Annotated in this window: 17 protein-coding genes (1 of these 17 cut by a window edge); 9 read left to right on the forward strand and 8 right to left on the reverse strand. The window is 68.5% G+C overall.

The window, feature by feature from the left end; translation table 11 throughout:
• From V1Y59_RS00615 to V1Y59_RS00625, 3 genes are all read left to right on the forward strand, one after another.
• Positions 1 to 10,565: the end of a non-ribosomal peptide synthase/polyketide synthase gene (locus tag V1Y59_RS00615; RefSeq protein ID WP_330502914.1), read on the forward strand. It extends 14,389 nt beyond the left edge of the window; only the last 10,565 of its 24,954 coding nucleotides appear in the window; its start codon lies beyond the left edge, outside the window; the stop codon is at positions 10,563 to 10,565.
• Entirely contained in the window at positions 10,562 to 10,792 is a 231-nt protein-coding gene (locus tag V1Y59_RS00620; protein WP_330432731.1) for an MbtH family protein, read from the forward strand. Before V1Y59_RS00615 ends, V1Y59_RS00620 begins: the two co-directional genes overlap by 4 nt.
• A gap of 265 nt (positions 10,793 to 11,057) precedes the next feature.
• Positions 11,058 to 11,369: a hypothetical protein gene (locus tag V1Y59_RS00625; protein WP_330502915.1), complete on the forward strand. Its 312-nt coding sequence runs from the start codon at positions 11,058 to 11,060 to the stop codon at positions 11,367 to 11,369.
• Between the two features lie 15 nt (positions 11,370 to 11,384).
• Here the strand turns inward: V1Y59_RS00625 and V1Y59_RS00630 are convergent, their stop codons facing one another.
• Entirely contained in the window at positions 11,385 to 11,975 is a 591-nt protein-coding gene (locus V1Y59_RS00630) for a DUF4190 domain-containing protein (RefSeq protein WP_330502916.1), read from the reverse strand.
• A 175-nt stretch (positions 11,976 to 12,150) separates the two neighbouring features.
• A complete protein-coding gene (locus V1Y59_RS00635; RefSeq protein ID WP_330502917.1) occupies positions 12,151 to 12,663 on the reverse strand; it encodes an MTB12 C-terminal domain-containing protein in 513 nt (170 codons plus the stop codon).
• 163 nt (positions 12,664 to 12,826) lie between these two features.
• Between V1Y59_RS00635 and V1Y59_RS00640 the strand changes: the two genes are divergently transcribed.
• Positions 12,827 to 13,948, forward strand: coding sequence for an LLM class flavin-dependent oxidoreductase (locus tag V1Y59_RS00640; RefSeq protein WP_330502918.1), 1,122 nt, complete (start codon positions 12,827 to 12,829; stop codon positions 13,946 to 13,948).
• Positions 13,945 to 14,619: a CE1759 family FMN reductase gene (locus tag V1Y59_RS00645; protein WP_330502919.1), complete on the forward strand. Its 675-nt coding sequence runs from the start codon at positions 13,945 to 13,947 to the stop codon at positions 14,617 to 14,619. Before V1Y59_RS00640 ends, V1Y59_RS00645 begins: the two co-directional genes overlap by 4 nt.
• Positions 14,620 to 14,727: 108 nt before the next feature.
• On the opposite strand, the gene V1Y59_RS00650 is transcribed toward V1Y59_RS00645, so the two are convergent.
• Both V1Y59_RS00650 and V1Y59_RS00655 read right to left on the reverse strand, forming a co-directional pair.
• Positions 14,728 to 15,741 (reverse strand): pirin family protein, encoded by a 1,014-nt coding sequence (locus tag V1Y59_RS00650; protein ID WP_330502920.1) that lies wholly within the window; start codon positions 15,739 to 15,741, stop codon positions 14,728 to 14,730.
• Positions 15,742 to 15,811: 70 nt separating this feature from the next.
• Positions 15,812 to 16,573, reverse strand: coding sequence for an acetoacetate decarboxylase family protein (locus tag V1Y59_RS00655; protein ID WP_330502921.1), 762 nt, complete (start codon positions 16,571 to 16,573; stop codon positions 15,812 to 15,814).
• A gap of 251 nt (positions 16,574 to 16,824) precedes the next feature.
• Here V1Y59_RS00655 and V1Y59_RS00660 point away from each other — a divergent pair, with 251 nt between their 5' ends.
• Both V1Y59_RS00660 and V1Y59_RS00665 read left to right on the forward strand, forming a co-directional pair.
• Complete coding sequence (locus V1Y59_RS00660; protein WP_330503221.1) at positions 16,825 to 17,526, forward strand: response regulator transcription factor; 702 nt, start codon at positions 16,825 to 16,827, stop codon at positions 17,524 to 17,526.
• Between the two features lie 266 nt (positions 17,527 to 17,792).
• The gene (locus V1Y59_RS00665) at positions 17,793 to 18,176 is read left to right on the forward strand and encodes a LuxR C-terminal-related transcriptional regulator (protein WP_330502922.1); all 384 of its coding nucleotides are present in this window, start codon (positions 17,793 to 17,795) and stop codon (positions 18,174 to 18,176) included.
• Between the two features lie 31 nt (positions 18,177 to 18,207).
• Here V1Y59_RS00665 and V1Y59_RS00670 read toward each other — a convergent pair whose 3' ends face one another.
• Positions 18,208 to 19,170 (reverse strand): alpha/beta hydrolase, encoded by a 963-nt coding sequence (locus tag V1Y59_RS00670; RefSeq protein ID WP_330503222.1) that lies wholly within the window; start codon positions 19,168 to 19,170, stop codon positions 18,208 to 18,210.
• A 158-nt stretch (positions 19,171 to 19,328) separates the two neighbouring features.
• Between V1Y59_RS00670 and V1Y59_RS00675 the strand changes: the two genes are divergently transcribed.
• Entirely contained in the window at positions 19,329 to 19,907 is a 579-nt protein-coding gene (locus V1Y59_RS00675; protein ID WP_330432722.1) for a sigma-70 family RNA polymerase sigma factor, read from the forward strand.
• Positions 19,900 to 20,706: an anti-sigma factor gene (locus V1Y59_RS00680; RefSeq protein ID WP_330502923.1), complete on the forward strand. Its 807-nt coding sequence runs from the start codon at positions 19,900 to 19,902 to the stop codon at positions 20,704 to 20,706. Before V1Y59_RS00675 ends, V1Y59_RS00680 begins: the two co-directional genes overlap by 8 nt.
• Positions 20,707 to 21,190: 484 nt before the next feature.
• Here the strand turns inward: V1Y59_RS00680 and V1Y59_RS00685 are convergent, their stop codons facing one another.
• From V1Y59_RS00685 to V1Y59_RS00695, 3 genes are read right to left on the reverse strand one after another with little or no spacing between them, the layout of a single operon-like run.
• Entirely contained in the window at positions 21,191 to 21,970 is a 780-nt protein-coding gene (locus tag V1Y59_RS00685) for an ABC transporter permease (RefSeq protein ID WP_330502924.1), read from the reverse strand.
• The gene (locus V1Y59_RS00690; RefSeq protein WP_330502925.1) at positions 21,970 to 23,043 is read right to left on the reverse strand and encodes an ABC transporter ATP-binding protein; all 1,074 of its coding nucleotides are present in this window, start codon (positions 23,041 to 23,043) and stop codon (positions 21,970 to 21,972) included. The genes V1Y59_RS00685 and V1Y59_RS00690 overlap by 1 nt, the downstream gene beginning before the upstream one ends.
• On the reverse strand, positions 23,021 to 23,263 hold the full coding sequence (locus V1Y59_RS00695) for an MbtH family protein (RefSeq protein WP_330502926.1): 243 nt from the start codon (positions 23,261 to 23,263) through the stop codon (positions 23,021 to 23,023). Before V1Y59_RS00695 ends, V1Y59_RS00690 begins: the two co-directional genes overlap by 23 nt.
• Positions 23,264 to 23,293: the final 30 nt, after the last annotated feature.

The raw sequence follows: 23,293 nt of genomic DNA on the forward strand, positions 1-23,293 counted from the left end.
ACGAGATGACGGTCCATCCCGACCGCCTCGTCGGCGACCTGGACCTGTTGCCCGCCGACGAGGCCGCAGGGCTGTCACCGGTCACCGGCGGTCCGGGTACCCGACCGCAGTTGCTCGCCGACCTGTTCGCCGACGCGGCGACGCGATTCGCCGACCGCACGGCCGTCGTCGACGCGGCCGGCACCACCCTGACCTACGGCGAACTCGATGCACGATCCAATCGCCTCGCACGATGGCTCATCGCGCGGGGCGTGGGTACCGACTCGCTGATCGCCCTGGCGATCGGCCGGTCGGCGGATCTGCTCACCGCGATCTGGGCGGCCGCGAAGGTCGGTGCCGCGCACCTCCCGATCGACCCGGGATATCCGGTCGATCGGATCGCCCACATGGTGACCGACTCCGGGGCCGCGATCGGCCTCACCACGTCGCGCCACCGCGGAACGCTGCCGGACGGTGTGACGTGGTCGGTTCTCGACGACCCCGAGGTCGCCGGCCAACTGGACGCGCTGTCGGCCACGCCGCTGCGAGACGCCGAGCTCCGCAGTGGCCTGTCGGTCGATGCCCTGGCGTATGTCATCTACACCTCCGGTTCCACCGGCACACCCAAGGGTGTCGCCGTCACCGGCCGCGGTCTGGTCAACTTCGCGGTGGCCGAGATCGACCGATTCGGTGTGACCGCGGAGTCGAGGGTCCTGGCGTTCGCGTCGCCGAGTTTCGACGCCTCGGTGCTCGAGTGGCTGATGGCCATGGGGTCGGGCGCCACCCTCGTGTACCGTCCGGACACCGCACTCGGCGGCGACGAGCTCGCCGAGTTCATCCGTGCACAACAGATCACACATACCTTCCTGACCCCGACCGTGTTGGCCACCCTGGACCCCGACGCGGTTCCGGGTCTGACCACCCTCGCGGCGGGCGGAGAGGCCGTACCGCAGCGGCTCGTCGACCGGTGGGGTGACCGGGTGGCGTTCTTCAACGCGTACGGGCCGACGGAGACAACCGTCGTCGTGTCGATGAGCCGCACCCCGTTGCGACCCGGGGTGCCGGTGACCCTGGGAGGTGTGATCCCCGGTGTCGGCATGGTCGTGCTGGACGCGCGGCTGCGGGTGGTCCCGGTCGGGGTGCCCGGGGAGCTCTACGTCGTCGGCGACGCGCTCGGCCGTGGCTACATCGGCCGTTCGGCACTGACCGCCGGCCGATTCGTGGCGAACCCCTTCGACCACGGTGGGAGGATGTACCGGACCGGTGACGTCGTACGGTGGCGCCGGGACGTCGACGGGCACCTGGTCCTCGAGTACGAGGGCCGCAGTGACGATCAGGTGAAGCTGCGTGGCCTACGCATCGAACTCGGCGAGATCGAGGCAGTGCTGGCCGGTCATCCGGACGTCGAATCCGCCGTGGTGGTCGGCGTGGGCGGATCGGTCGCCACGGCGCTCGCCGGATATGTCGTGACGAGTACGCCGGTCGCGGTCGCAGATCTCCGCGATTTCGTCGCCCACCGGTTGCCGACACACATGGTGCCGTCGAGCATCACGGTGCTCGAGGAGATGCCGCGCAGCCCGGTCGGGAAGCTCGACCGGCGTGCGTTGCCGGAGCCGGTGATCGACGTCGGCGCAGAGTACGTGGCGCCGGCCAGCGGGGCAGAGGAATTGATCGCCGCCGTCTTCGCCGATGTGCTGGGCGCAGAACAGGTCAGCGTGGTCGACAGCTTCTTCGACGTCGGCGGCAACTCGTTGTCGGCGATCCGGGTGGCGGCCCGGGTCGGTGAGCTGCTCGACGTCGACGTGTCGGTGCGCGACGTGTTCGACGCACCGACGGTCCGGATGCTGGCCGAGCGGGCCGGCGGGCGCGGTGCGGGACTGGCGCGACTGCAGGCGGTACAACCACGGCCCGAGCACATCCCACTGTCGTTCGCGCAGAACCGGATGTGGTTCATCAACCAGTTCGACCCGTCGTCGTCGACCTACAACGTGCCCGTGCTGCTGCGTCTGTCCGGTGGCCTCGACGTGGCGGCGTTGCGGGCCGCGGTCGTCGACGTCGTCGCGCGACACGAGGTGCTGCGCACCACCTTCCCGGCGGTCGACGGCACACCCCGGCAGGTGATCGGTCCGCCGGAGACGATCGACGATGAACTGGATTGGGCGGTGGTCGATTCGGAGGCGGAGATGGCGGCGGCGGTCGTCGCCGGATTCGACGTGACCCGGCAGCGACCGCTTCGCGTGCGGGTTCATCAGATCGCCGACGACGACACGCTTCTCGCGGTCGTCGCCCACCACATCGCCGCCGACGGCGAGTCGATGCTGCCGTTGGTGACCGACCTCGTCGCCGCGTACGAGGCCCGGGCAGCGGGCGACGCACCGCACTTTGCGCCGCTCGCAGTGCAGTTCGCCGATTTCGCGATGTGGCAGCACGACGTACTCGGGTCCACCGGCGACACCGACTCGGTGGTCGGCCGGCAGCTCGCCTACTGGCGGGACCGACTGGCCGGACTGCCCGACGTCCTCGAGGTGCCATCCGACCGGGCCCGTCCCGCGGTGGCCAGCAACCGGGGTGCCCAGGTCTCCTACGAGATCCCCGCCGAACTCGCCGACCGGATCATCGACGTCGCACGCGAACGGCGAGTCACCCCGTTCATCGTCGTGCACACCGCGCTCGCGGTGTTGCTCGCGCGCCTGTCATCGACCGACGACATCGCCATCGGCACACCGATCGCCGGTCGCGGCCACCGCGACCTCGATCCCCTCGTCGGCATGTTCGTCAACACCCTCGTGCTGCGCACCCGGGTCGACGGGTCGGACAGCTTCGAGCAGCTGCTCGACCGGGTCCGCGCCGACGATCTGGCTGCGTTCGCGAACGCCGACGTCCCGTTCGAAACAGTCGTCGACGACCTCGATCCGGTTCGCTCCGAAGCGTTCTCGCCGCTTGCCCAGGTGACGTTGACGTTCAACCAGTCGGCCGTGGCCGAGCTGTCGACCGGCATCGGTCCGGTCGCCGTCGACGGACTGACGATCTCGCCGGTGGAGGTTCCCGAGACCCCGGCGAAGGTCGACCTGATGTTCGGCGTGGCCACCGCCGACGCCGGGTCCGGATGGTCCGCGCAGATCGTCTACGCCACCGATCTGTTCGATGAATCGTCCATCGTGGCGCTTGCCGACCGGTTCCTGCGGGTCCTCGGCGGCGCCGTCGACGACATGACGTGTCCGGTCGGCGACCTGGACCTCATCTCCGATGACGAACAGGCCACCCTCGAGTCCCTGCCGGCCCCGATCGTGCCCGCCGCGCACACCGATCGCACCCTCGTCGACCTGTTCGCCGAATCCGCCCGGACGCACCGGGACGCGGCAGCGGTGAGCGCCGCCGGTGTGACGCTGACCTACGGTGACCTCGACGATCGCTCCGATGCCGTCGCCGCGGCACTCGCGACCCGTGGTGTCGGAGTCGGGGACCTCGTCGGTGTGGCCACCGCCCGGTCGACGGATCTGATGGTCGCGATTCTCGGGGTGCTCAAGTCCGGAGCCGGTTACCTTCCGCTGGACACGACCAACCCGGTCGATCGCCTGAGGTACATCGTCACCGACGCCGCGGTCGGTGTCGTCGTCACCGACGCGGACACTGAGGATCACGAACTGTTCGGCGTGCTGCCGTCCGGCGTGGCCGCCGTGCGGGTCGTCGACCTGATCGCCGAGGGCGGCTCAGCGCCGGGCCGGACACCGCGTCCGGATTCCCGGGCCTACGTGATCTACACCTCCGGCTCCACCGGCCGTCCCAAGGGGGTGGAGATCACCCACCGCGACGTCGTGACGTTGATGGACACCGCCGCCGGCGATTTCGACTTCCTCGACACCGACGTGTGGACCATGTTCCACTCGTATGCCTTCGACTTCTCCGTGTGGGAGATGTGGGGACCGTTGCTGTCCGGTGCGCGGCTGGTCATCGTCGACCGGTCGATGGCCCGCGACCCCGACGCCTTCGTCGAGCTGCTCGCCGACGAGGGGGTCACCGTTCTGAGTCAGACCCCGTCGGCGTTCTATCAGCTGATCGACGCGCGTCGGCGCAACCCTGCGCCGTTGCCGCTGCGCTACATCGTGTTCGGTGGCGAGGCACTGAGCTTCGACCAGGTCCGTCGCTGGTACGACGATCACCCCGGCGGTGACGATCCAGGCGGCACACCTCAACTGGTGAACATGTACGGCATCACCGAGACGACGGTGCACGTCAGCTTCCGCCCGCTCGACCCGGCGCTGGTCGCCGCAGGCGACGCATCGTTGATCGGGCGGCCGCTGCACTCCCTCGCGATCCACATCCTCGACGAGCGGCTGCATCCGGTCCCGCCCGGCGTCATCGGTGAGATGTATGTGGTCGGCGGCCAACTGGCCCAGGGCTATCTGGGCCGGCCGGACCTCTCCGCGACGCGTTTCGTCGCCAATCCGTTCGGACCCGTCGGCACGCGGATGTATCGCACCGGCGACCTGGCACGGCGGGTCGGCGACGACATCGAATACCTCGGCCGTGGTGACGCGCAGGTGCAGCTGCGCGGCTTCCGCATCGAGTACGGCGAGATCGAGGCGGCGCTGCTCGCCGTCGACGGAGTGACCGCAGCCGCGGCGAACGTCACCGAGATCGCCGGACGCGGTGAGCAACTCGTCGGCTACGTGGTCTCCGATGCCGCCGCCGGAATGGATGCGCAACAGATCAGGGACGCCGTCGCGCGGGCGGTGCCGGGCTACATGGTGCCGAGCGTCATCGTCGGTGTGGACCGGCTCCCGTTGACGGCGAACGGGAAACTGGATCGTAAGGCGCTACCCGTACCGGAGGTCGAGGGTCCGGGCGACGACTACGTCGCACCCGCCTCGTCGACCGAAGAACTGCTCGCAGCCGTGGTGGCCGGCGTGCTCGGCGTCGATCGCGTCAGCGTGGTCGACTCGTTCTTCGCGCTGGGCGGCGATTCCATCCTCTCCATCCAGTTGTCGTCGGCGGCCCGCGCGGCCGGTCTGGCCGTGTCCCCGCGAGAGGTGTTCGAGCACAAGACGGTTCGGGCGATGGCCCGTGCCGTCGCATCCGGCGACGGGTCGCCGGAGTTGCTCGCCGAGGCCTCGGGTGGCGGCGTCGGGGCCGTGGCGATCCCGCCGGTGGCCGGCTGGATGCTGGAATTGTCCGACGGGCCGGCTGACTTCGCCGACTTCTCGCAGTCCACCGTGCTGATCGCACCGGACGGGCTCACGCCGGCGGATCTGACCCAGGTGCTGACGGCGGTCGTCGACGCCCATCCGATGCTCGCGGCGCGACTCGAGTTCACCGATGGTGCCTGGAGCCATGTCGCCGGGGTCGGAACAGGTGCCGTCGTGGCCGAGATGGCCACCGATGCCGAGGTCGGTTCGGTGGAGTTCGACGACGCACTCGTCGACGCGCACGCCGCGGCACTCGCACAGCTCGACCCGGCAGTCGGGGCGTTGGTGTCCGCGGTGCTCGTTAACGGGGCCGGGATGAACGGGCTGCGCAGGGCGCGAGTGGTTCTCGCGATCCACCACCTCGCGGTCGATGCGGTGTCGTGGCCGATCCTGGTCGAGGACATGGTGACCGTGTGGGGGCAACTCGGTTCCGGTCAGCCGGTGGCGGTGCGTCCCGAGGTCACGAGCGCACGTGCATGGCATCGGGCGATGGCCGCCCGCGCGGAGGCCCATCTCGACGAGGTCGACCACTGGCTTGCACGCGTGGGCCGACCTCCCGCCGACTTCGGAACGCCGTTCGACCGGAATCGGGACCGGTTCTCCGATGTCGCCTCCCTGCGCGTCGAGATCGGCCCGCACATCACCGAAGCGTTGCTGACGGTGGTGCCGGAGGCATTCGGCGGCCACGTCAACGACGCCCTCCTCGCCGCCCTGGGCCGGGCAGTGCGCGGTTGGCAGCGTTCGCGCGGCATCACCGACGCCGAGCCGGTCTCGGTGCTGGTGGAAGGTCACGGTCGGTACGACGAGCTGCTCGGCCGGGGTTCCGAACCACGGTCGGCAGACCTCTCCCGCACCGTCGGCTGGTTCACCACGATCGCGCCGACGCTGGTCGATCCGTCCGGCGACACCGTCCACACCCTCAAGGCCGTGAAGGAGGAACGTCTCGGCACACCGGAGCGGGGGATCGGTTTCGGTCTGCTGCGGTTCGGTGGGGAACGGGTGGGCGCGGAGTCACGGCTGACCGGGTGCCCGTTGCCGTCCATCGGTTTCAACTTCTTCGGCGCTGGCGGCCGCAGCGCCGGTGACGCACTGGTGCTTCCGTTCATGGTCGACCCCACCGCACCCTCGTTGCCGGCGACGGTGTCGGGCTCGATGACCGCCATGAACGTGCTGACCCTCAACGCGGGCACCGTCCCGTCCGGCGACGGTCGTGCCCTCACCGCGGATCTCCTGTACGCGCAGGGGGTTCTGGACGAGGCGGACGTGGCCGACATCGGGCGCCGGTGGCAGGACGAACTCGCCGCGGTCGTCGGGCTCGTGACCTCGGGCACCGACCTCGGGCTCTCCCCGTCGGATGTGCCCGGCACCGGCATCACCCAGCAGGAGCTGGACGAGATCGCCGGCCGCGCACCGGGAGCCGACGTCTGGCCGCTCACCCCGCTGCAGCAGGGCCTGCACTTCGAGTACGAACGGGCATCGGCGTCCGGCGGCACGTCGGTGGACGTCTATGTCGTGCAGGCGGTTCTCGAACTCGGCGGGGTCATCGACCTCGAACGGCTCCGGACCGCGGCGCAGGCACTGTTCGGCCACCACCGGGCACTGCGATCCGGGTTCGAACGCACCGCCGGCGGCGCCGTGGTCGGCGTCGTGCCGGAATCGGTCGACGTACCGTGGCAGGTCATCGAGATCGTCGACGGCGAGTCGGTGGACGCCGGCGTCCGCGCGGTCGCCGACGAGCAGCGGCGGATCCCGTTCGATCTGGCCCGGCCGCCCCTCATCAGGTTCGCGGTGATCCGGCACGGCGACACCGCCCACCTCGTGGTGACCAACCACCACATCCTGCTCGATGGATGGTCGGGACCGCTGGTGCTGGCCGACCTGCTGGCGCTGTATGCATCCGGGACCACCTACACCGGTCAGATCGGCAGCAGTACAGCGGATTTCGCCGATCACGTGCGAAGGGTCGCGATCGCCGACCACGCTGCCGGCGTGCAGGCGTGGCGAGAAGTCCTCGCGCCGGTGGAAGGTCCGACACTGGTGGCGCCCGGCGTCACCGCGACGACCGGAGCGATGCCCCGCGACCTCACCCTCGAACTCGACGCGGACCTCACCGCGGCGATCGAGGCCGTCGGCCGCACCACGGGCGCCACGGTGGCCACCGTCCTGCAGTTCGCCTGGGCGGTGCTGTTGTCGCGCCTGACGGGCACCCGCGTGGTGACCTTCGCCGAGACGGTCTCGGGTCGCCCGGCCGACCTCGACGGTGTCGAATCGATGGTGGGCCTGTTCATCAACACCCTGCCGGCTGTGATCGACGTCGACCCCGATGCGCCGATCGCCGATGTGCTGGCCCGGGTGCAGCAGTCCAAGGTGTCGGTGCTCGACCACCAGCACATGTCGCTTCCCGAGCTGATGACCCTCGCCGACAGCGGCGGCTCCGGCCCGCTGTTCGACACCCTGACGGTGCATGAGTCCTATCCGGTGGACACCGAATCACTGTCGACCACCGATGCCGCACTCACCGGCGGGCTGGAGATCCTCGACTACGACGGGGCCGACGCGACCCACTATCCGCTGAACATGGCCACCGCGCCCATGAACGGTGGTCGACTGTCGGTGACGCTCAAGTACCTTCCGGACGCGTTCGATGCCGAACAGGTGGCGGTGTTCGGGTCTGCTCTGGTGCAGATCCTGCGGACCGTCGCCGAACGGCCGGGCACCGTGACCGCCGACATCGCGTTGTCGTCGTCGGATCTGGCCGCCGAGCTGACGCCGGTGTCCGGTGGTGACGGCGTGGCGCCGCGGCTCCTGGCCGACATGTTCGTCGACGTGGCGGCACGATGCGGTGATCGGGTGGCGGTCGTCGACGGCACGGGGGCGTCGCTGACCTATGCCGAACTCGACGAACGGTCCAATCGCCTTGCGCGCTGGTTGATCTCGCGAGATCTCGGCGTGGAATCGTTGGTGGCGTTGGCGATCGGCCGGTCGGTGGAGTTGCTGACCGCGATCTGGGCGGTGGCCAAGACCGGCGCCGGGTACGTGCCCATCGATCCGGACTATCCCGCGGAGCGGGTCCGCAACATGGTGGCGGACTCCGGGGCAATCCTGGGTCTCACCGTCGGAGACGTCGACCTCCCGGCCGAACGGTTCGAGTGGGTTCGCCTCGATGACGACACGGTCGCCGACGCGGTGAACTCGTTGCCGCGCGACGCCGTAACCGCCGACGAGCGACACGGTGTGGTCCGGCCCGAGAACGTGGCCTACGTGATCTACACCTCGGGATCGACCGGTCGACCCAAGGGCGTGTCGGTCACCCACACCGGACTGGCCAACTTCGCCGAACAGGAGACGCGGCGGTTGCGGGTCGGCGACGCGCCGGTTGTCCTCGGCTTTGCGTCCCCGAGCTTTGACGCCTCCGTCCTGGAGTATCTGCTCGCCACCAGAAACGGCGGAACCCTGGCATATCGGCCGTCGGATGCGGTGGGTGGCACCGCATTGCAGGACTTCATGCGAACCCACCGGGTGACCCACACGTTCCTGACGCCGACGGTGCTGACCACCCTCGACCCGGCGGAGCTGCCCGATCTGGAAGCGCTTGCGGCGGGTGGCGAGGCGGTGCCCGGCCTGCTCGTCGACGAGTGGTCGCCGTACACCCGCATCCACAACCTGTACGGGCCGACCGAGACGACCATCGGCATCACGATCAGCGAACCGATGACAGCGGGGGAGCCGGTGCGGTTGGGGGCGCCGTTGGCCGGGGTGGGTCTGCAGGTGCTCGACGACCGGCTGCGGCCCGTTCCCCAGGGTGTGCCGGGCGAGTTGTATGTGACCGGTGGTGCGCAGTCGCGCGGCTACCTGGACCGCCCGGGTCTGACCTCGGACCGATTCGTCGCGAATCCGTACGGCGTTGCCGGACAACGGATGTACCGCACGGGCGACGTGGTCCGGTGGCGACGCGGCACGCTCGGCGAGCTGGTGCTCGAATACTCGGGCCGCACCGACGACCAGGTGAAGTTGCGTGGTCTGCGGATCGAACTCGGCGAGATCGAAGCCGTTCTCGCCGCTCATCCCGCCGTCGAGTCGGCAGTGGTCATCGGGGTCGGTGGGTCGGTCGCGACCGCCCTGGCCGGCTACATCGTGGCCGATGCGGCAATCGATCTCGGCGACGTCCGCGACCATGTCGCGCGCAGCCTCCCGTCGCACATGGTGCCCGCGAGCCTCACCGTCCTCGACGCGTTGCCGCTCACGCCGGTCGGCAAGCTCGACAAGCGGGCGCTGCCCGAACCGGTCATCGACGCGGGCGCCGACCACGTCGACCCGGAGACCGAGACAGAGGTGGCGGTGACGGCGGTCTTCGCCGACGTGCTCGACACCGAACGGGTCGGCGCCACCCAGAGCTTCTTCGACCTCGGCGGCAATTCACTGTCGGCGACGCGGGTGCTCGCGGGACTGCGCGAACACGGCTACGAGGTCGAACTCGGCTGGTTGTTCGACGATCCCACCCCTCGCGGGTTGGCCACGCGGATCGACGCGGGCGCCACCACCGGCGGTCGGGTGCTGATCACGCTGAACGCAGCCGCGTCGCAGCCCCCGTTGTTCTGCATCCATCCGGCGGGCGGGCTCGCCTGGTTCTACGGCGGGTTCGTGCCCTATCTGGGCGACCGTCCGGTCTACGGCCTGCAGGACCCGCACGTGGTGGCCGGCGAGCCGAGCGCCCGGTCGGTCGAGGAGATGGCCGCCCGCTATCTGGACGAGATCCGTCAGGTCTCCCCGCACGGTCCGTATCACCTGCTCGGCTGGTCGCTGGGCGGGTACATCGCCTACGCGATCGCGACCGCTCTTCGCGCCGACGGCGAGGAGGTCGCCTTCCTCGGCGTCATGGATTCGTCGCCGATCCCGCCGCAGCAGGTGGACGGATCCGATGGCGCCGCACCGCCGGGTGTCGCGCTCGGCGGCGACTACGTCGGAGACTTCCTCGGCGGGTGGCGCGACCTGTTCGACCTCGACGACGACGTCCACGCCGACTCGGCCGACGAGGTCGCCGCCATCGTCCGTGAACAGATCGCGTCGATGGGTCTGCTCGACGCGGGTCAGGTGCAGGGCGTGATGGACAGTTTCGCGATCGGGGAGACCCTGGTGGCCGACTTCCGTCCGGAGCCGTTCGACGGTTCTCTGCTCGTGTTCACCGCGACCCGCGACAAGGCCGACCCGAGTGCCGTCGCCCGCGGCTGGGAACCCTACGTGCGCGGCGGCATCACGAACGTCGACGTCGAATCCGACCATCTCGGTCTCGCGAACGCCCCGGCGCTCGAGGTCATCGGCCCCGAGCTCCGGCGGAGGTTGCCGGCCGCGACAGATGATCCATCCCCGATCCCGACCTTCAACCGAGAGGAATCACGATGACCAACCCGTTCGACGACGAGAACGGACGTTTCTACGTCCTGGTGAACGACGAGAACCAGCATTCGCTGTGGCCGACCTTCGCCGAGATCCCGGCCGGCTGGACCACGGTGTTCGGTGAGGACACCCGGGCGGCATGTCTGGATTATGTGGAGCGGAACTGGACGGACCTGCGGCCGCAGAGTCTGATCGACGCGATGGCGGCCGACCGGGCGACCTCCGATGGCTGACGGTCGTTGTCCACGTCGCGATGCCGTGACGCCGCGATAACGCTTGCACATCAAGCGCATCTGTCACTCCAATAACGAGAGTCACAACAGTAACATGGAGGTCGTACAGAGCATCCACAACATCTTGTGGATTCACACACAAAGTGGCACCAATGGTTCCCAAAGGTCCGTTAGCAAGGCAAGCTAGAGAGAAGGACCCGGTGCCAGTCTGACTGGGAGGCAGCGTGGCCAGGGTTGACGTATCGAGCTCGGGGGAACGACTGTCATGATGAATGAACTGCTTGACGATATCCGGCGACGGGCCGAGATCACCCCGCGCCTGGCCGCTGTGCGCTTCGGAGACGACGCGGTCACCTACGCCGAGCTGAACGACGCCATCGCCGCCTACGGCGATGTGATGGACCGTCACGGCATGTCGCAGGACGCGGCCTTCCACGCCGGCCTGATCAACTGCATGCCCGGGCTGGCACGGATCGAGAGTGCGACCGAACGCAATCAGGTGATGAGCGAGGTCGTCGCATGGCTCGGCCGCGAACTCGGCGGCGGCGACAGCCGACGCCTGCGCGCCGTCAGCTGAGCATGCTGACGTCGATCAGACGACGGCCATGAACATCAAGATCACCAGGAGAATCGGCGCCCCGATCGCCATGCTGACGATCCCGAGGGCCGCCGCGGTGATGGCGCGGCCGGCACCCCGATAGCGGTTGGGTTCGGGTGCAGGCCGACGGCCCGCCGCGATCTGGATGACTGCGACGACACCCAGCACGGTTCCGACGAAGCCGATGATCGCGCCGACTCCGATCAGCGCCAGTGGCAACGACACGATCGATGTCACCAGGGCTGTGGTCGCCATTGCCGAACTGGTTTGCCGATGGCGTCGGGCGGGAGGCGACGTCGCATCGGGAACCGACGGGACCCAGATGTCCGCGGGCGTCGGCAGTGGGCGGTCGGCGGTCGGGTGAATCGGCGCGAACACCGAAGGCGGTGTCACCGGCGGGAGCCTGTCGTGGTCGTCGCTTCGGACGACGTGATCATCCGGGGTGAACGCATCTCGGTCGTACCCAGCGGTGTCGTGATACCCGATCTCGTGATACCCGGTGTCGTGGTTGTCGACCGGCCAGGTCGCGATCTGGTCGGTCACCGCCGGTGGTATCGAGTCGGTCGGATGATCGGTCCCCCGCATGGCGTACCTCCTGGCCGTTCGGCCTATGCCCGGTACCACCCCGCGCAGCCGATCGTCGGTTCTGTCTGATTCCACTGCACCGGAACAAGATCACGAACGCATAACGGCCCTCGAGGCGAATCCGGCCGCAACCGGGCATCCGGTTGCGGCCAGAAATCGTTCAGCTGGAGACGGGTCAGCCGCCGTGCTGTCCGCCCATCGTCGTCAGCTGGGTGATGGCACTGCCGGCCAGCTTCCATTCCCCGTCGACCTCGACGAACGCGAGTTCGATGTCGACCGGCTGCGGTGCGTGCGGACTCGCGATCGACACGGTGGCGACGGCGTTGTTCTCGCCGTCCTCACGTACATTTGTCACGGTGTAGACGTCCGGGGTGTAGCCGGCCGCGTTCGACGCCCGGGCGTAGCCCTGCAGTGCTGCCTTGGTGGCCGGGTTCGTCGTGTCGACGACGGCCTCGAGCTCCTCCGACGAGGTGTCGGGATCGACCGACTTGCGCAGGATGACCTGTGCGTCGTCATTGCTCAGCCCGACGATCGCCTGCGTCGCGTCGCTCGCTGCGGAGGCCACGGCCGCGGAGGCGTCGTTGACGGCGCTGCTCGCGGTGTCCGTGGCGTCCTCGGAACAGCCGGCGATCGCGAACACCGCTGCACCCGACAGCACGGCCGCGGCCAGGGACTTCCGAACGTTCATATCGTCTCCTCCTCTTGAGTAAGCCCACACTAACCCATGGACCGATTGTCGAGATCCGGACACCGAACGGGCCGCGTGAGGTGCGGCGAGGCGCGAGGGAATTAATCGGACCACGGTCCGGTTAGACTGGGTGACAATCCGCAGAGTGCCAGGGAGGCGCGACATGCAGTTCGGAATCTTCAGCGTCAGTGACATCACGGTGGACCCGACGAACGGCGTCGAGCCCACGGAGAACGAGCGGATCAAGGCCATCGTGGAGATCGCGAAGAAGGCCGAGGACATCGGTCTCGACGTCTTCGCCCTTGGTGAGCATCACAACCCGCCGTTCTTCTCGTCGTCGCCGACCACGACGCTGGCCTACATCGCCGCGCAGACCGAACGGCTGCAACTCTCCACCGCGACCACCCTGATCACCACGAACGACCCGGTGAAGATCGCCGAGGACTTCGCGATGCTGCAGCATCTCGCCGACGGCCGCGTCGACCTCATGCTCGGCCGCGGAAACACCGGCCCGGTCTATCCGTGGTTCGGCAAGGACATCCGGCAGGGCATCCCGCTCGCGATCGAGAACTACCATCTGCTGCACCGCCTGTGGACCGAGGACGTCGTCGACTGGGAGGGCAGTTTCCGTACGCCCCTGACGTCGTTCACCTCGACACCGCGCCCGCTCGACGGGGTCGCGCCGTTCGTGTGGCACGGCTCGATCCGCAGTCCGGAGATCGCCGAGCAGGCCGCGTACTACGGCGACGGGTTCTTCGCCAACAACATCTTCTGGCCGAAGGAACACTTCCAGCAGCTGATCGGCTTCTACCGCGAACGCTTCGAGCACTACGGGCACGGCTCGGCGGAGCAGGCGATCGTCGGCCTCGGCGGACAGTTCTACATCAGGAAGAACTCGCAGGATGCCGTCCGTGAGTTCCGGCCGTACTTCGACAAGGCGCCCGTGTACGGGCACGGCCCGTCGCTGGAGGAGTTCACCGATCAGACCCCGCTGACCGTCGGTAGCCCGCAGGAGTTCCTGGACAAGACGTTGTCGTTCCGGGAGAGCTTCGGCGACTACCAGCGCCAGTTGTTCCTCGTCGATCATGCCGGGCTGCCGCTCAAGACGGTTCTCTCCCAGCTCGACGAACTCGGCGAGGTGTTGCCGGATCTGCGCGCCGGGTTCGCGGCGGGCCGCCCGACGCAGGTGCCCGATGCCCCGACGCACGCCTCGCTCGTCGCCGCCCGCGATACCGCGCTCCTCGAACGTCCCGCAGACCACGCCGAACGGAAGGTGGAAGCATGACCGCACCGGTGCGGATCGTCGCAGTCAACGCCGGACTCGGCGACCCGTCGTCGACCGGGTTGCTCGTGCGCCGACTGGTGGATGCTGTGACGACCGCGTTCCCGGCAGGCGCGGTCGACGTGGACATCGTCAACTTGCGCGATCTGGCGGTGGACGTGGCCCGGTCGATGACGACGGGATTCGCTGTCGCCGGGGTGCGTGATGCACTCGAGGCCATTTACCGTGCGGACGGCCTGATCGCGGCCACACCCGTCTTCAACGCCTCGTACAGCGGCCTGTTCAAGTCGTTCTTCGACCTCGTCGAGGTGGACCGGATGCGTGACATCCCCGTCCTCATCGCCGCGACCGGCGGGAGCCCGCGCCACTCGATGGTCCTCGATCACGCGATGCGTCCGTTGTTCAGCTATCTCCGTGCCGTCGTTCTCCCGACGGGTGTCTACGCGGCGGCGGAGGACTGGGCCGGCACGACGGGTGACACCGCATTGCTGACCGATCGCATCCGGCGTGCGGCAGGCGAACTCGTCACCGCGATCCGGGGTTCCGGATCCGATCGGCCGCGGGACCCGGTGGTCTCGGGCGCGACCGGGCCCGACCGGCAGAACGACTCGCACCGGTCGGCCGAACAGGCCGGGATCGACAACTTCGCGAAGCTTCTCGGCCACCAGGCCTGATCGACCCTTCGTGACGCACGCTCACTTCGTTCGCGGGCTCCTCAGGGATCGGGTGACGCACGCTCACTTCGTTCGCGGGCTCCTCAGGGATCGGGGTGGGCCGCCAGATCACGCCTGACCCGGGACGTTGTGTCGCGGGCTCAGGCGCGATGTCGGCAACGCCGGCGCGGGCAGATGCTGGATGTCGCCGGTGTAGCCCTCCACCTGGCCGAACCGGTCGCTGTGATCGGACCATTGCCGGCGGAAGGCCACGATGTCGTCGTGGCTGCGGCCGATGAAGTTCCACCACATGATGATCTCTTCGTCGAGCGGCTCTCCGCCCAGAAGCACGGCGCGGGCATCGACCTCGGAGTCGTTGCGCAGCCGCAGCGTCGCGGCACCGATTCCGACATAGCCGAGCTCGGTCGGCGCCAGCGGCTCCGCGACGGAGTTGACGATCCGGATGACGCCGGCGTCGACGAGCAAACCGTGCTCGTGTTCGGGCCGGATCGGGAGGTCGATCTGTGCGCCCGGCCGCAACCGCAACTCGGCACCGAGCAGCGGGGTGAAGGTGTGCACCGGTGATCGTTCGCCGAGCAGTTCACCCAGGAAGACGCGGACCTCGACGCCCGCGCGCTCGACGACCGGCGGGATGTGGTGGGCGAAGTCGCGTTTCGTGTCGGCCGCCGACTCCGGCAGTGCCACCCACAACTGCACGCCGTGCAGGATCGTCGTGTCCGGCGTCGACACCTCGGTGTGGGCGATTCCGTGTCCGGCGGTCATCAGGTTGAGTTCGCCCGGCCGGACCATCGCGTGGTTGCCCATCGTGTCGCGGTGCTCGATCTCCCCGGAGAACAGCCAGCTGACCGTCTGGAGACCGGTGTGCGGGTGGGGTGGTACGTCCATCCCGCCGGTCGCCGAGACGTCGTCGGGCCCGTAGTGATCGGCGAAGCACCACGCGCCGATGAGCGAGCGGCGGCGCTGGGGGAGGGTGCGGTGCACGGTCATCGCACGTGGCCCGCCCAGGGGGACGTCACGCGCCGTGAGCACCTCGACGGCCACGGCACCGTCGGTGCGGGGCGCGGTTCGTTCGACGCTCGGGCGGCAGTCGATCTCGTCGGGTCGGGTCTCCAGATTGCTCATCGCCGCACCATCCGCACGTCGTTCGGGCTGTCCGGCCAGTCTAGTGATGCGCCCCCGGAACGGGATCGGGTCAGGACACGGCCGTGGCGTCCTCGAAGGTCATGGTCACCTTGTCGACGGACGTCGACATCAGCGCGTGCCGCCCGAGTTTCAGCGATCGCAGCTCGTCGGCGATCGGATGGTCGCCGAGGGTCAGGCGCGCCCCGCCCACCCGGGAGCGGGTGCCCGAGGTGGAGGTGAGTCTCCACGGGGTCACCCGCAGGACACCGTCGAGCTGGGAGTAGGCGTTGAGGACCGTGTCCTTCGCGTTGTCGGGCACCGTGATTCCGGGTCGGACGGTCAGGTCCGCGATGAGTTGTCCGTCGGCGCTGACCCGACCGTGTTTGGTCGCCGCGTCGTGGTCGACGTCGAAGGTGGCCAGGGTCTTGGGGAAGCCCCAGATGCCGCGGCCGGCCGCGAGGGTGAAATCGCCGTCCACCGGTAGATGGTGGATCAGCGCTCGGGCGTCGCCCCGGGCCAGCGAACCCAGCGCTGCCAACGGCGAGCTCGGCGGCCGACTCGGATCCTCCACGAGGAAACAGACACCGAACTCGTTGTACGGCCCGAGGTCGCCGTCGACGTAGTCCACGAAGACCACCATGCACATCGTGCGGCCCGGACGGATGCGCAGTGGGCGCAGCCGTCCCTCTGTCGGCCCCGCCGACCGGATCGCTCGCTCGACCGCAGAGCTGTCCGCGGTGAATCCGGCGACGATGCACCGCGCGTGACGGATCTCGACCGGCATCGTGACGGTGCTGCCCAGGATCTCGTGGGTGGACGCGGCGTGGGTCATCGGCGGCTCTCCTCAAAACTAGAACATGTTCTTGTTTCATCGTGCCAGGTCGGTGAGGGTGTGGCCAGCACTTCCGCGGAATCCGACGGCAACGGATGAGTCGGTCGACTGCATGACCCGCGTCACGGACGGACTAGTCTGGGGGGTGCGCTGTACAACGACATGCCGGGGCATGCCGGCCGACGCCGGCGGCGGTCGAACGGACGGAGGTAGGGGTGACACCTGACGTCCGGTCCGTGGTCCGTGTGGGCATGGTCGACGACCATCCGTCGCCGGTCTGGGGTGTCGAGCGGATTCTCGACCGACATCCCGACCTCGAGCTGGTGTGCTCGGCAACCACGGTCAGCGGTCTGCTGCAGCAGGGCATCCCGATGGACATCGTGATCCTCGATCTGCGCCTCGACGACGGCACCACCCCCGGCGAGAACGTCACCCGCCTCACCGAATCGGGTATCGGCACCGTCGTCTACACCTCTGGCGAGCACCCGGCGCTCCTCCGGTCCGCCGCCCGGGCGGGGACGCTCGGGGTGGTGCTGAAATCCGCCTCGGAGCAGGAGATCGTCGACGCCATCCGGGCCGCCGGCTCCGGGTGTGAGGTGCTGACCACCGAATGGGCCGCGGCGATCGACGGGGACCCAGAACTCGCGACGGTCGACCTGAGTCCCCAGTTGCAACGCGTTCTCACGCTCTACGCGTCCGGTGAGACGTCCGCAGGGGTGGGGGCCGCGCTCGGCGTTTCCGCCGAGACCGTCAACGAGTACCTCAAACGAATCCGCCAGAAGTACGCGGCAGCCGGCCGGCCCACCCGCACCAAACTCGATCTCTTCAAGCGAGCAGTCGAGGACGGATGGCTGCCCTTCCCGGGACGCGGACCGGCGTCGGCGCCGGATCGGTCGTCGCGGCGCGGCGGAATCGGACGTGAATCCGGGCGATCGGGCGACACCCGACCCTGAGTCCAGGGCGGGCGCTCCCTCCCGACTGAGACGGATCTCACCTCATGTCTCGCCTCCGGATGGCGGGGGGGATGTCGCGGAAACTCCAGCTCAGAGCGTGTACATGTCCGATGGGTGGTGCCCGCCGGGCAGGCGGTGTCCCCAATTCTGGGTCTACACCGATCGAACGCCGGTGCCCTAGCGTGCAGTTCCTGTGGTGCGGTCTTGTCGGGGGACTGGAGCGCCCGTAGCAGCGGGGGACAGTGGTGCCGACCGAAGGATGACAGATGACCGCGCGTTCACACATTCCACAGCAGCCGTCGTCGGCGCCGATTCGACGGGGGGTCGGCGCCGACGTCACCGGTGAGCCCCCTGGCTCAACGGGTCGTCGGGTGGCACGACTGTCGGACTATCGCAACGCGGAAGGTGCGATGCCAGAGCTTCGTCGTCCGGAACTGTCGTCGCGCGAGGTCGAGGTGCTGTTGGCCTGGCTGGCCGCCGAGTCGAAAGAGGAAGCGGCCGCCGCCCTGTTCATCTCGGCGTCGACCGTCAGCACCCATCTCGCCCGTATCCGGGCCAAGTACTCCGGCGTCGGACGCGAGGCCCCGACCAAGGCCCACCTGTTGGCCCGGGCGCTCCAGGACGGCTACACCAGTCTCGATCGCTGGTGACCTGACCCACCCGTCGCCCGGACCTGTCGGGTCAGCGCAGATCGCTTTCGATCTTCGGCCACGTGGTGTGCAGATCGTCCTGCCAGTAGCCCCAGGAGTGGGTGCCCGTATTGCGGAACGTGACGTCGGCGGGGATGCGGAGTTCGGCCAGCCGGCCCGCCATCTGCCGTGAGCACTGGTCCATGGCGACCTCGATGATCCCACCGAGCACGGCCTGATTGGCGAGGAAGAACGGATCGCCGTCGACGAACGGGTCCTCGAGACGCTCGTGTGTCCCGGGAAGTCCGGTGCCCGACGTCATGTAGATCTTGGTGCCGCGGAGCTTCTCCGCATTCAGATATGGATCGTTCGCGCGCCAGCCGGGACCGTTCATCGGGCCCCACATGTTCTCGAGGTCGCCCCCGCCACGGTCGGCGACGACGAATCGGATGTACTGCTGGCCGAGCGGGTCACTGGTGCGGGCGCAGCCGCTGAATCCCGCGACCGATCGGTAGAGGCCCGGCGCCGCGATGGCGAGATTGAAGACCGTGGTGCCGGCCATCGAGATCCCGGCCACGGCGTTGCGTCCCGTCGTGTTGAAGCGTTCGTCGATGAGCGGTGGCAGTTCCTCGGTCAGGAAGGTCTGCCACTGGTTGCGGCCGAGGACCGGGTCGTCGCGCTGCCAGTCGGTGTAATACGAGAACGCACCGCCGACGGGTGTCACCACGTACACGTCCTCGTCGGCGAAGAACTCCTTGTAGTCCGTGCGTGCTTCCCACGTGGCGGAGTCCTCGCCGCCACCGGCTCCGTTGAGCAGATACAGCGTGGGACTCGGCCGGGAACGGTCACGTGGTGTGAGCACGGTGACGGGGATGTTCTCGTTCATCGACGCGGAGTACACGACCAGCGTGACCTGCTGAGGGTCGTCGTCATAGGAACTCACGATCCGCGACGCCGGTGCCGATGACGCCGTCCCGGCGCCGGCGACCCACGTGCCGACAATGGCGGCGACCATCGCCAACACCCCGGCGATCAGACGCTGATGTCTCCCCACGATGCCCCAATCCGTTCCCACTCCGTGCGCGGCTGTCCAAGTGTAACGGCCGTACCTGAGACCGCACCGCCGAAGCGATCTCGCGGCCCGTGCCCGGCGGTGTTGGCTACCGTGGAGGGATGACATCCCCGGGGGCGGCCAACGATCCCGAACTCCTGCGTACCCTGCTCGCGGATTCGGCGATCGGTGATCGGGTCGCATTCACCCGTCTGTACGACCTCACCAGCGCGCGGATCTACGGACTCGCCCTGCGCATCGTGCGTGACCGCAATTATGCCGAGGAAGTCGTACAGGAGGCGTATCTGCAGTTCTGGCAGAAGGCCGACCAGTATCACCCCGGGCGTGGAACCGTCATCAGCTGGATGATGACCATCGCGCACCGTCGCGCGGTGGACCGGGTGCGCTCGGAGGAATTGCACAGTCGCAAGGCGACGGAGTACGAGTCCGGCAACCAGGCGCCACCGGGTTCCGTGCCGCTCGACATCGTGGTGGAGCGCGAGGAGAGCGTGGAACTCCGGACGTGCCTCAACCGGCTCAGCGATCTGCAGCGCGACAGCATCGAGATGTCGTACTTCGGTGGGCTGACGTATCCCGAGGTGGCCGAACACATGTCGACGCCGCTGCCGACCATCAAGACGCGCATCCGCGACGGCCTGCGCAAACTCCGCAACTGTCTGAGGGGTCGCGAGTATGCCTGACACCGACTGGCTCGACGACCACATCGAACTGTACGCCGTGGCGGTGCTGCCGCCCGCGGAACACGAACGCGTGGAGCAAGAACTCCGTGACCTGACCGACGTCGAACGTCGTATCTATGACGCCCGTATCGCCGAGACCCGCGCGGCGATGACCGACCTCGCGAGCTCGTACGCGGTCGACGCCCCGACCGATCTCCGCGACCGCGTGCTCGACCATGTCTTCACCGCTCCCGGCGGTCGCGACGGAGCCGAGGCAGACGGTGGCGGCCTGCCCGAGCGAGGCGTCGACGGCGATGTGCCCGCGGTGATCCCGATCGACCGGGCACGTCGGCGCCGCCGAGCCGCCATCGTCGCCGCCGCCGCGGTTGCCGTGGTGGTCGCTCTCGGCGCGGGCGTGCTGATCGGTCGCGGTACGGCACCCGAACCTGCTGCGCCGACGGTGACCGCGGCCCAACAGCAGGTGCTCGACGTGCTTTCCGCGCCCGACGCGCAACTCTCGGCACAGGACCTGCAGGACGATCGGGGCACCATCTCGGTGGTGACCTCGCGGGAGACCGACCAGGCGGTGGCCCTGCTGAGGGATCTCGACAACCCGATCCCGGCGGACCGCGAGTTCCAGCTCTGGCTGGTCGCCGACCAGGAGCAGCCGGTATCGGCCGGGCTGATCCCGCCGGGCGGTGGCGACTCGCCGACCCTCGTCGAGAACCTGGGTTCGGCAACGGTTCTCGCCGTCACCGTCGAGCCGGCAGGTGGCTCACCGCAACCGACGACACCGATCCTGGCGCAGGTGGCACTGTAATCTGTTCGGCTACGGCGGGTTTCGATACGCGTCGGGCTCGCAGGCTCGCACGTCGCTACTCAACCGGCGGTCTTCCGTTGGTCGAGTAGCCGCGAACGTAGCCCCTTCCGTTGGTCGAGTAGCCGCGAACGGAGTGAGTGGCGTATCGAGACCTCGGTGGTGGGGCCGGGGGGTTTCGATACGCGTCGGGCTCGCAGGCTCGCGCGTCGCTACTCAACCGGCGGGGGAGTGTCGCCCTTCCGTTGGTCGAGTAGCCGCGAACGTTGCCCCTTCCGATGGTCGAGTAGCCGCGAACGGAGTGAGTGGCGTATCGAGACCCCGGTGGTGGTGCGGCGGGTTTCGATACGCGTCGGGCTCGCAGGCTCGCACGTCGCTACTCAACCAGCGGTGGGGCGAGCACGTTGTTACTCAACCGGCGGTGGGGCGTCACCTCCCGCTGGTCGAGTAGCCGCGAACGTAGTGAGTGGCGTATCGAGACCCCAGGTCAGTTCGTCGACCGCCGATACAGGATCAGCGACAACGGGATACACACGGCGAGGATGGCCAGACTGGTGCCGATCGAATAGCCGACGGCATGCTCGGCGACCCACCCGGACGGGGCCGGGAAGTCCGGGGGTGACGGGTTGCCGAACTTCTGTCGGCAGGCCGTGGCGACTGCGGTCACCGGATTCCATTCGGCGATCGGCCGTAGGAATCCGGGAAGGCTCTGCGCCGAGATGAACGCACTCGACAGGAATGTCACGGGGAACATCCACAGAAAGCCGATGCTCTGTGCCACATTGACGTTCGGTGCGGCCAGCCCGGTCACCGCGCCCACCCACGCCATGGCGAGGGCGAACAGGACGATGATGCCGAAGGCGATCGCCGCGTCGAACGCGCTGCCGCGGACCCGCCAGCCGATCGCGAGTCCGCACGCCACCATCACGGCGAGCCCGAGGACGCCGAGAAGCATGTCGGAGCTCACCCGGCCGGCGATCACCGCCAGACGTGACATCGGCAACGATCGTAGGCGGTCGATGATGCCGTCGGACATGTCGTTCGCGAGTCCGACGGTGGTGAACGCGGCGTTGAAGACGACGGTCTGCGCGAAGATGCCGGCCATCAGGAACTCACGGTAGGAGCCGCCGCCGAACGTCGCCCCGAACACGTAGGCGAACAGGAAGACGAACATCAGCGGTTGGATGGTCGCGCTGATGAGCAGCGTCGGTATCCGGCGGACGGTCAACAGGTTTCGTTCGATGATGACGGCGGTGTCGGCGAACATCAGACGCGCTCCAATCGTTCGGTCCCGCGATCGGCGGTGGGATTCTCGTCGGCCGTGTTCTCGTCCTCGCGGGGCGCGGCGCTCGACTCCGTCCGCCCGGTGATCTCGAGGAACACGTCGTCGAGCGTGGGGGTGCTCACCGTCGCGTCGACCACGTCGATGCCGAGTCCGTCGCACACCCGCACCGCCGCGACGGCGCTGCGGGAGCCGTCGGCGACCGCCACCGACCAGGTCCGGGAGTCGACACGGTGCGGCGCACCGAGTCCGACCTCGGCCAGTGCGCTCCGGACTCGGGCGTCGTCGCCGTCGCCCGCCACCTCGACGGTCAAGATCGATTGGGCCGTGGTGGCTTTCAGCTCGGCAGCGGTGCCCCGGGCGCGGACCGTACCGCGGTCGATAACGGTGATCTCGTCGGCCAGCGCATCGGCCTCCTCGAGGTACTGGGTGGTCAGCAACACGGTGGTGCCGGCCGCGACCTGCTCGGTGATGACCTCCCACATCTGGCGGCGGCCGCGCGGGTCGAGGCCGGTGGTGGGTTCGTCGAGAATCACCAGCGACGGCTCGTTGATGAGGGCACCGGCCAGGTCCAGCCGGCGTCGCATCCCGCCCGAGTAGGTCCGCATCGGCCGGTCGGCGGCGTCGGTGAGGCGGAGGTCGGCGATCATCGCCCGCGCCCGCTCGGCCGCCGCACGGCGACGGTGGCCGTAGAGCTGGGCGACCATCCGGAGATTCTCGAAGCCGGTGAGATTTCCGTCGACCGCGGCGTATTGTCCGGACACCCCGATCATCTCGCGCACCCGGTCGGGTTCGGCAACGGCGTCCACGCTGTCGACGACGACGGACCCCGAGTCGGGTCGCATCAACGTGGCGACGGCGCGCACCGTGGTGGTCTTCCCGGCCCCGTTCGGACCGAGCAGGGCATGCACGGTCCCGGATCGCACGGTGAGATCGATCCCGGACAGTGCATTCACCCGTGGTCCGCGTCCGGTCAATCCTGATCGGAAGGTCTTGCACACGCCGTCGAGGCGGAGCGCGACGTCGGTGGCCTGCTCAGGCATCGCGTGTCGTCCCATGGACGCGCTCACTCCCCTCCATCGCCCGGATCAGGCTCGCCGGACGCATGTCCCGCCAGTTCTCCTCGACGTACGTCAGGCACTCGTCGTGGCCTGCCGGGCCGAACACCACCGACCAGCCGTCGGGCACAACGGCGAACTGGGGCCACAGCGAGTGCTGGTTCTCGGCGTTGACGAGCACCAGGAACACGCCTTCGGTGTTGTCGAACGGGTTGGTCATCGATCCTCCCTATCGGTAAACATCTCTGTC

Origin of the sequence: Gordonia prachuapensis, from assembly GCF_036350515.1 — a bacterium.
Classification (GTDB): Bacteria; Actinomycetota; Actinomycetes; order Mycobacteriales; family Mycobacteriaceae; genus Gordonia; species Gordonia prachuapensis.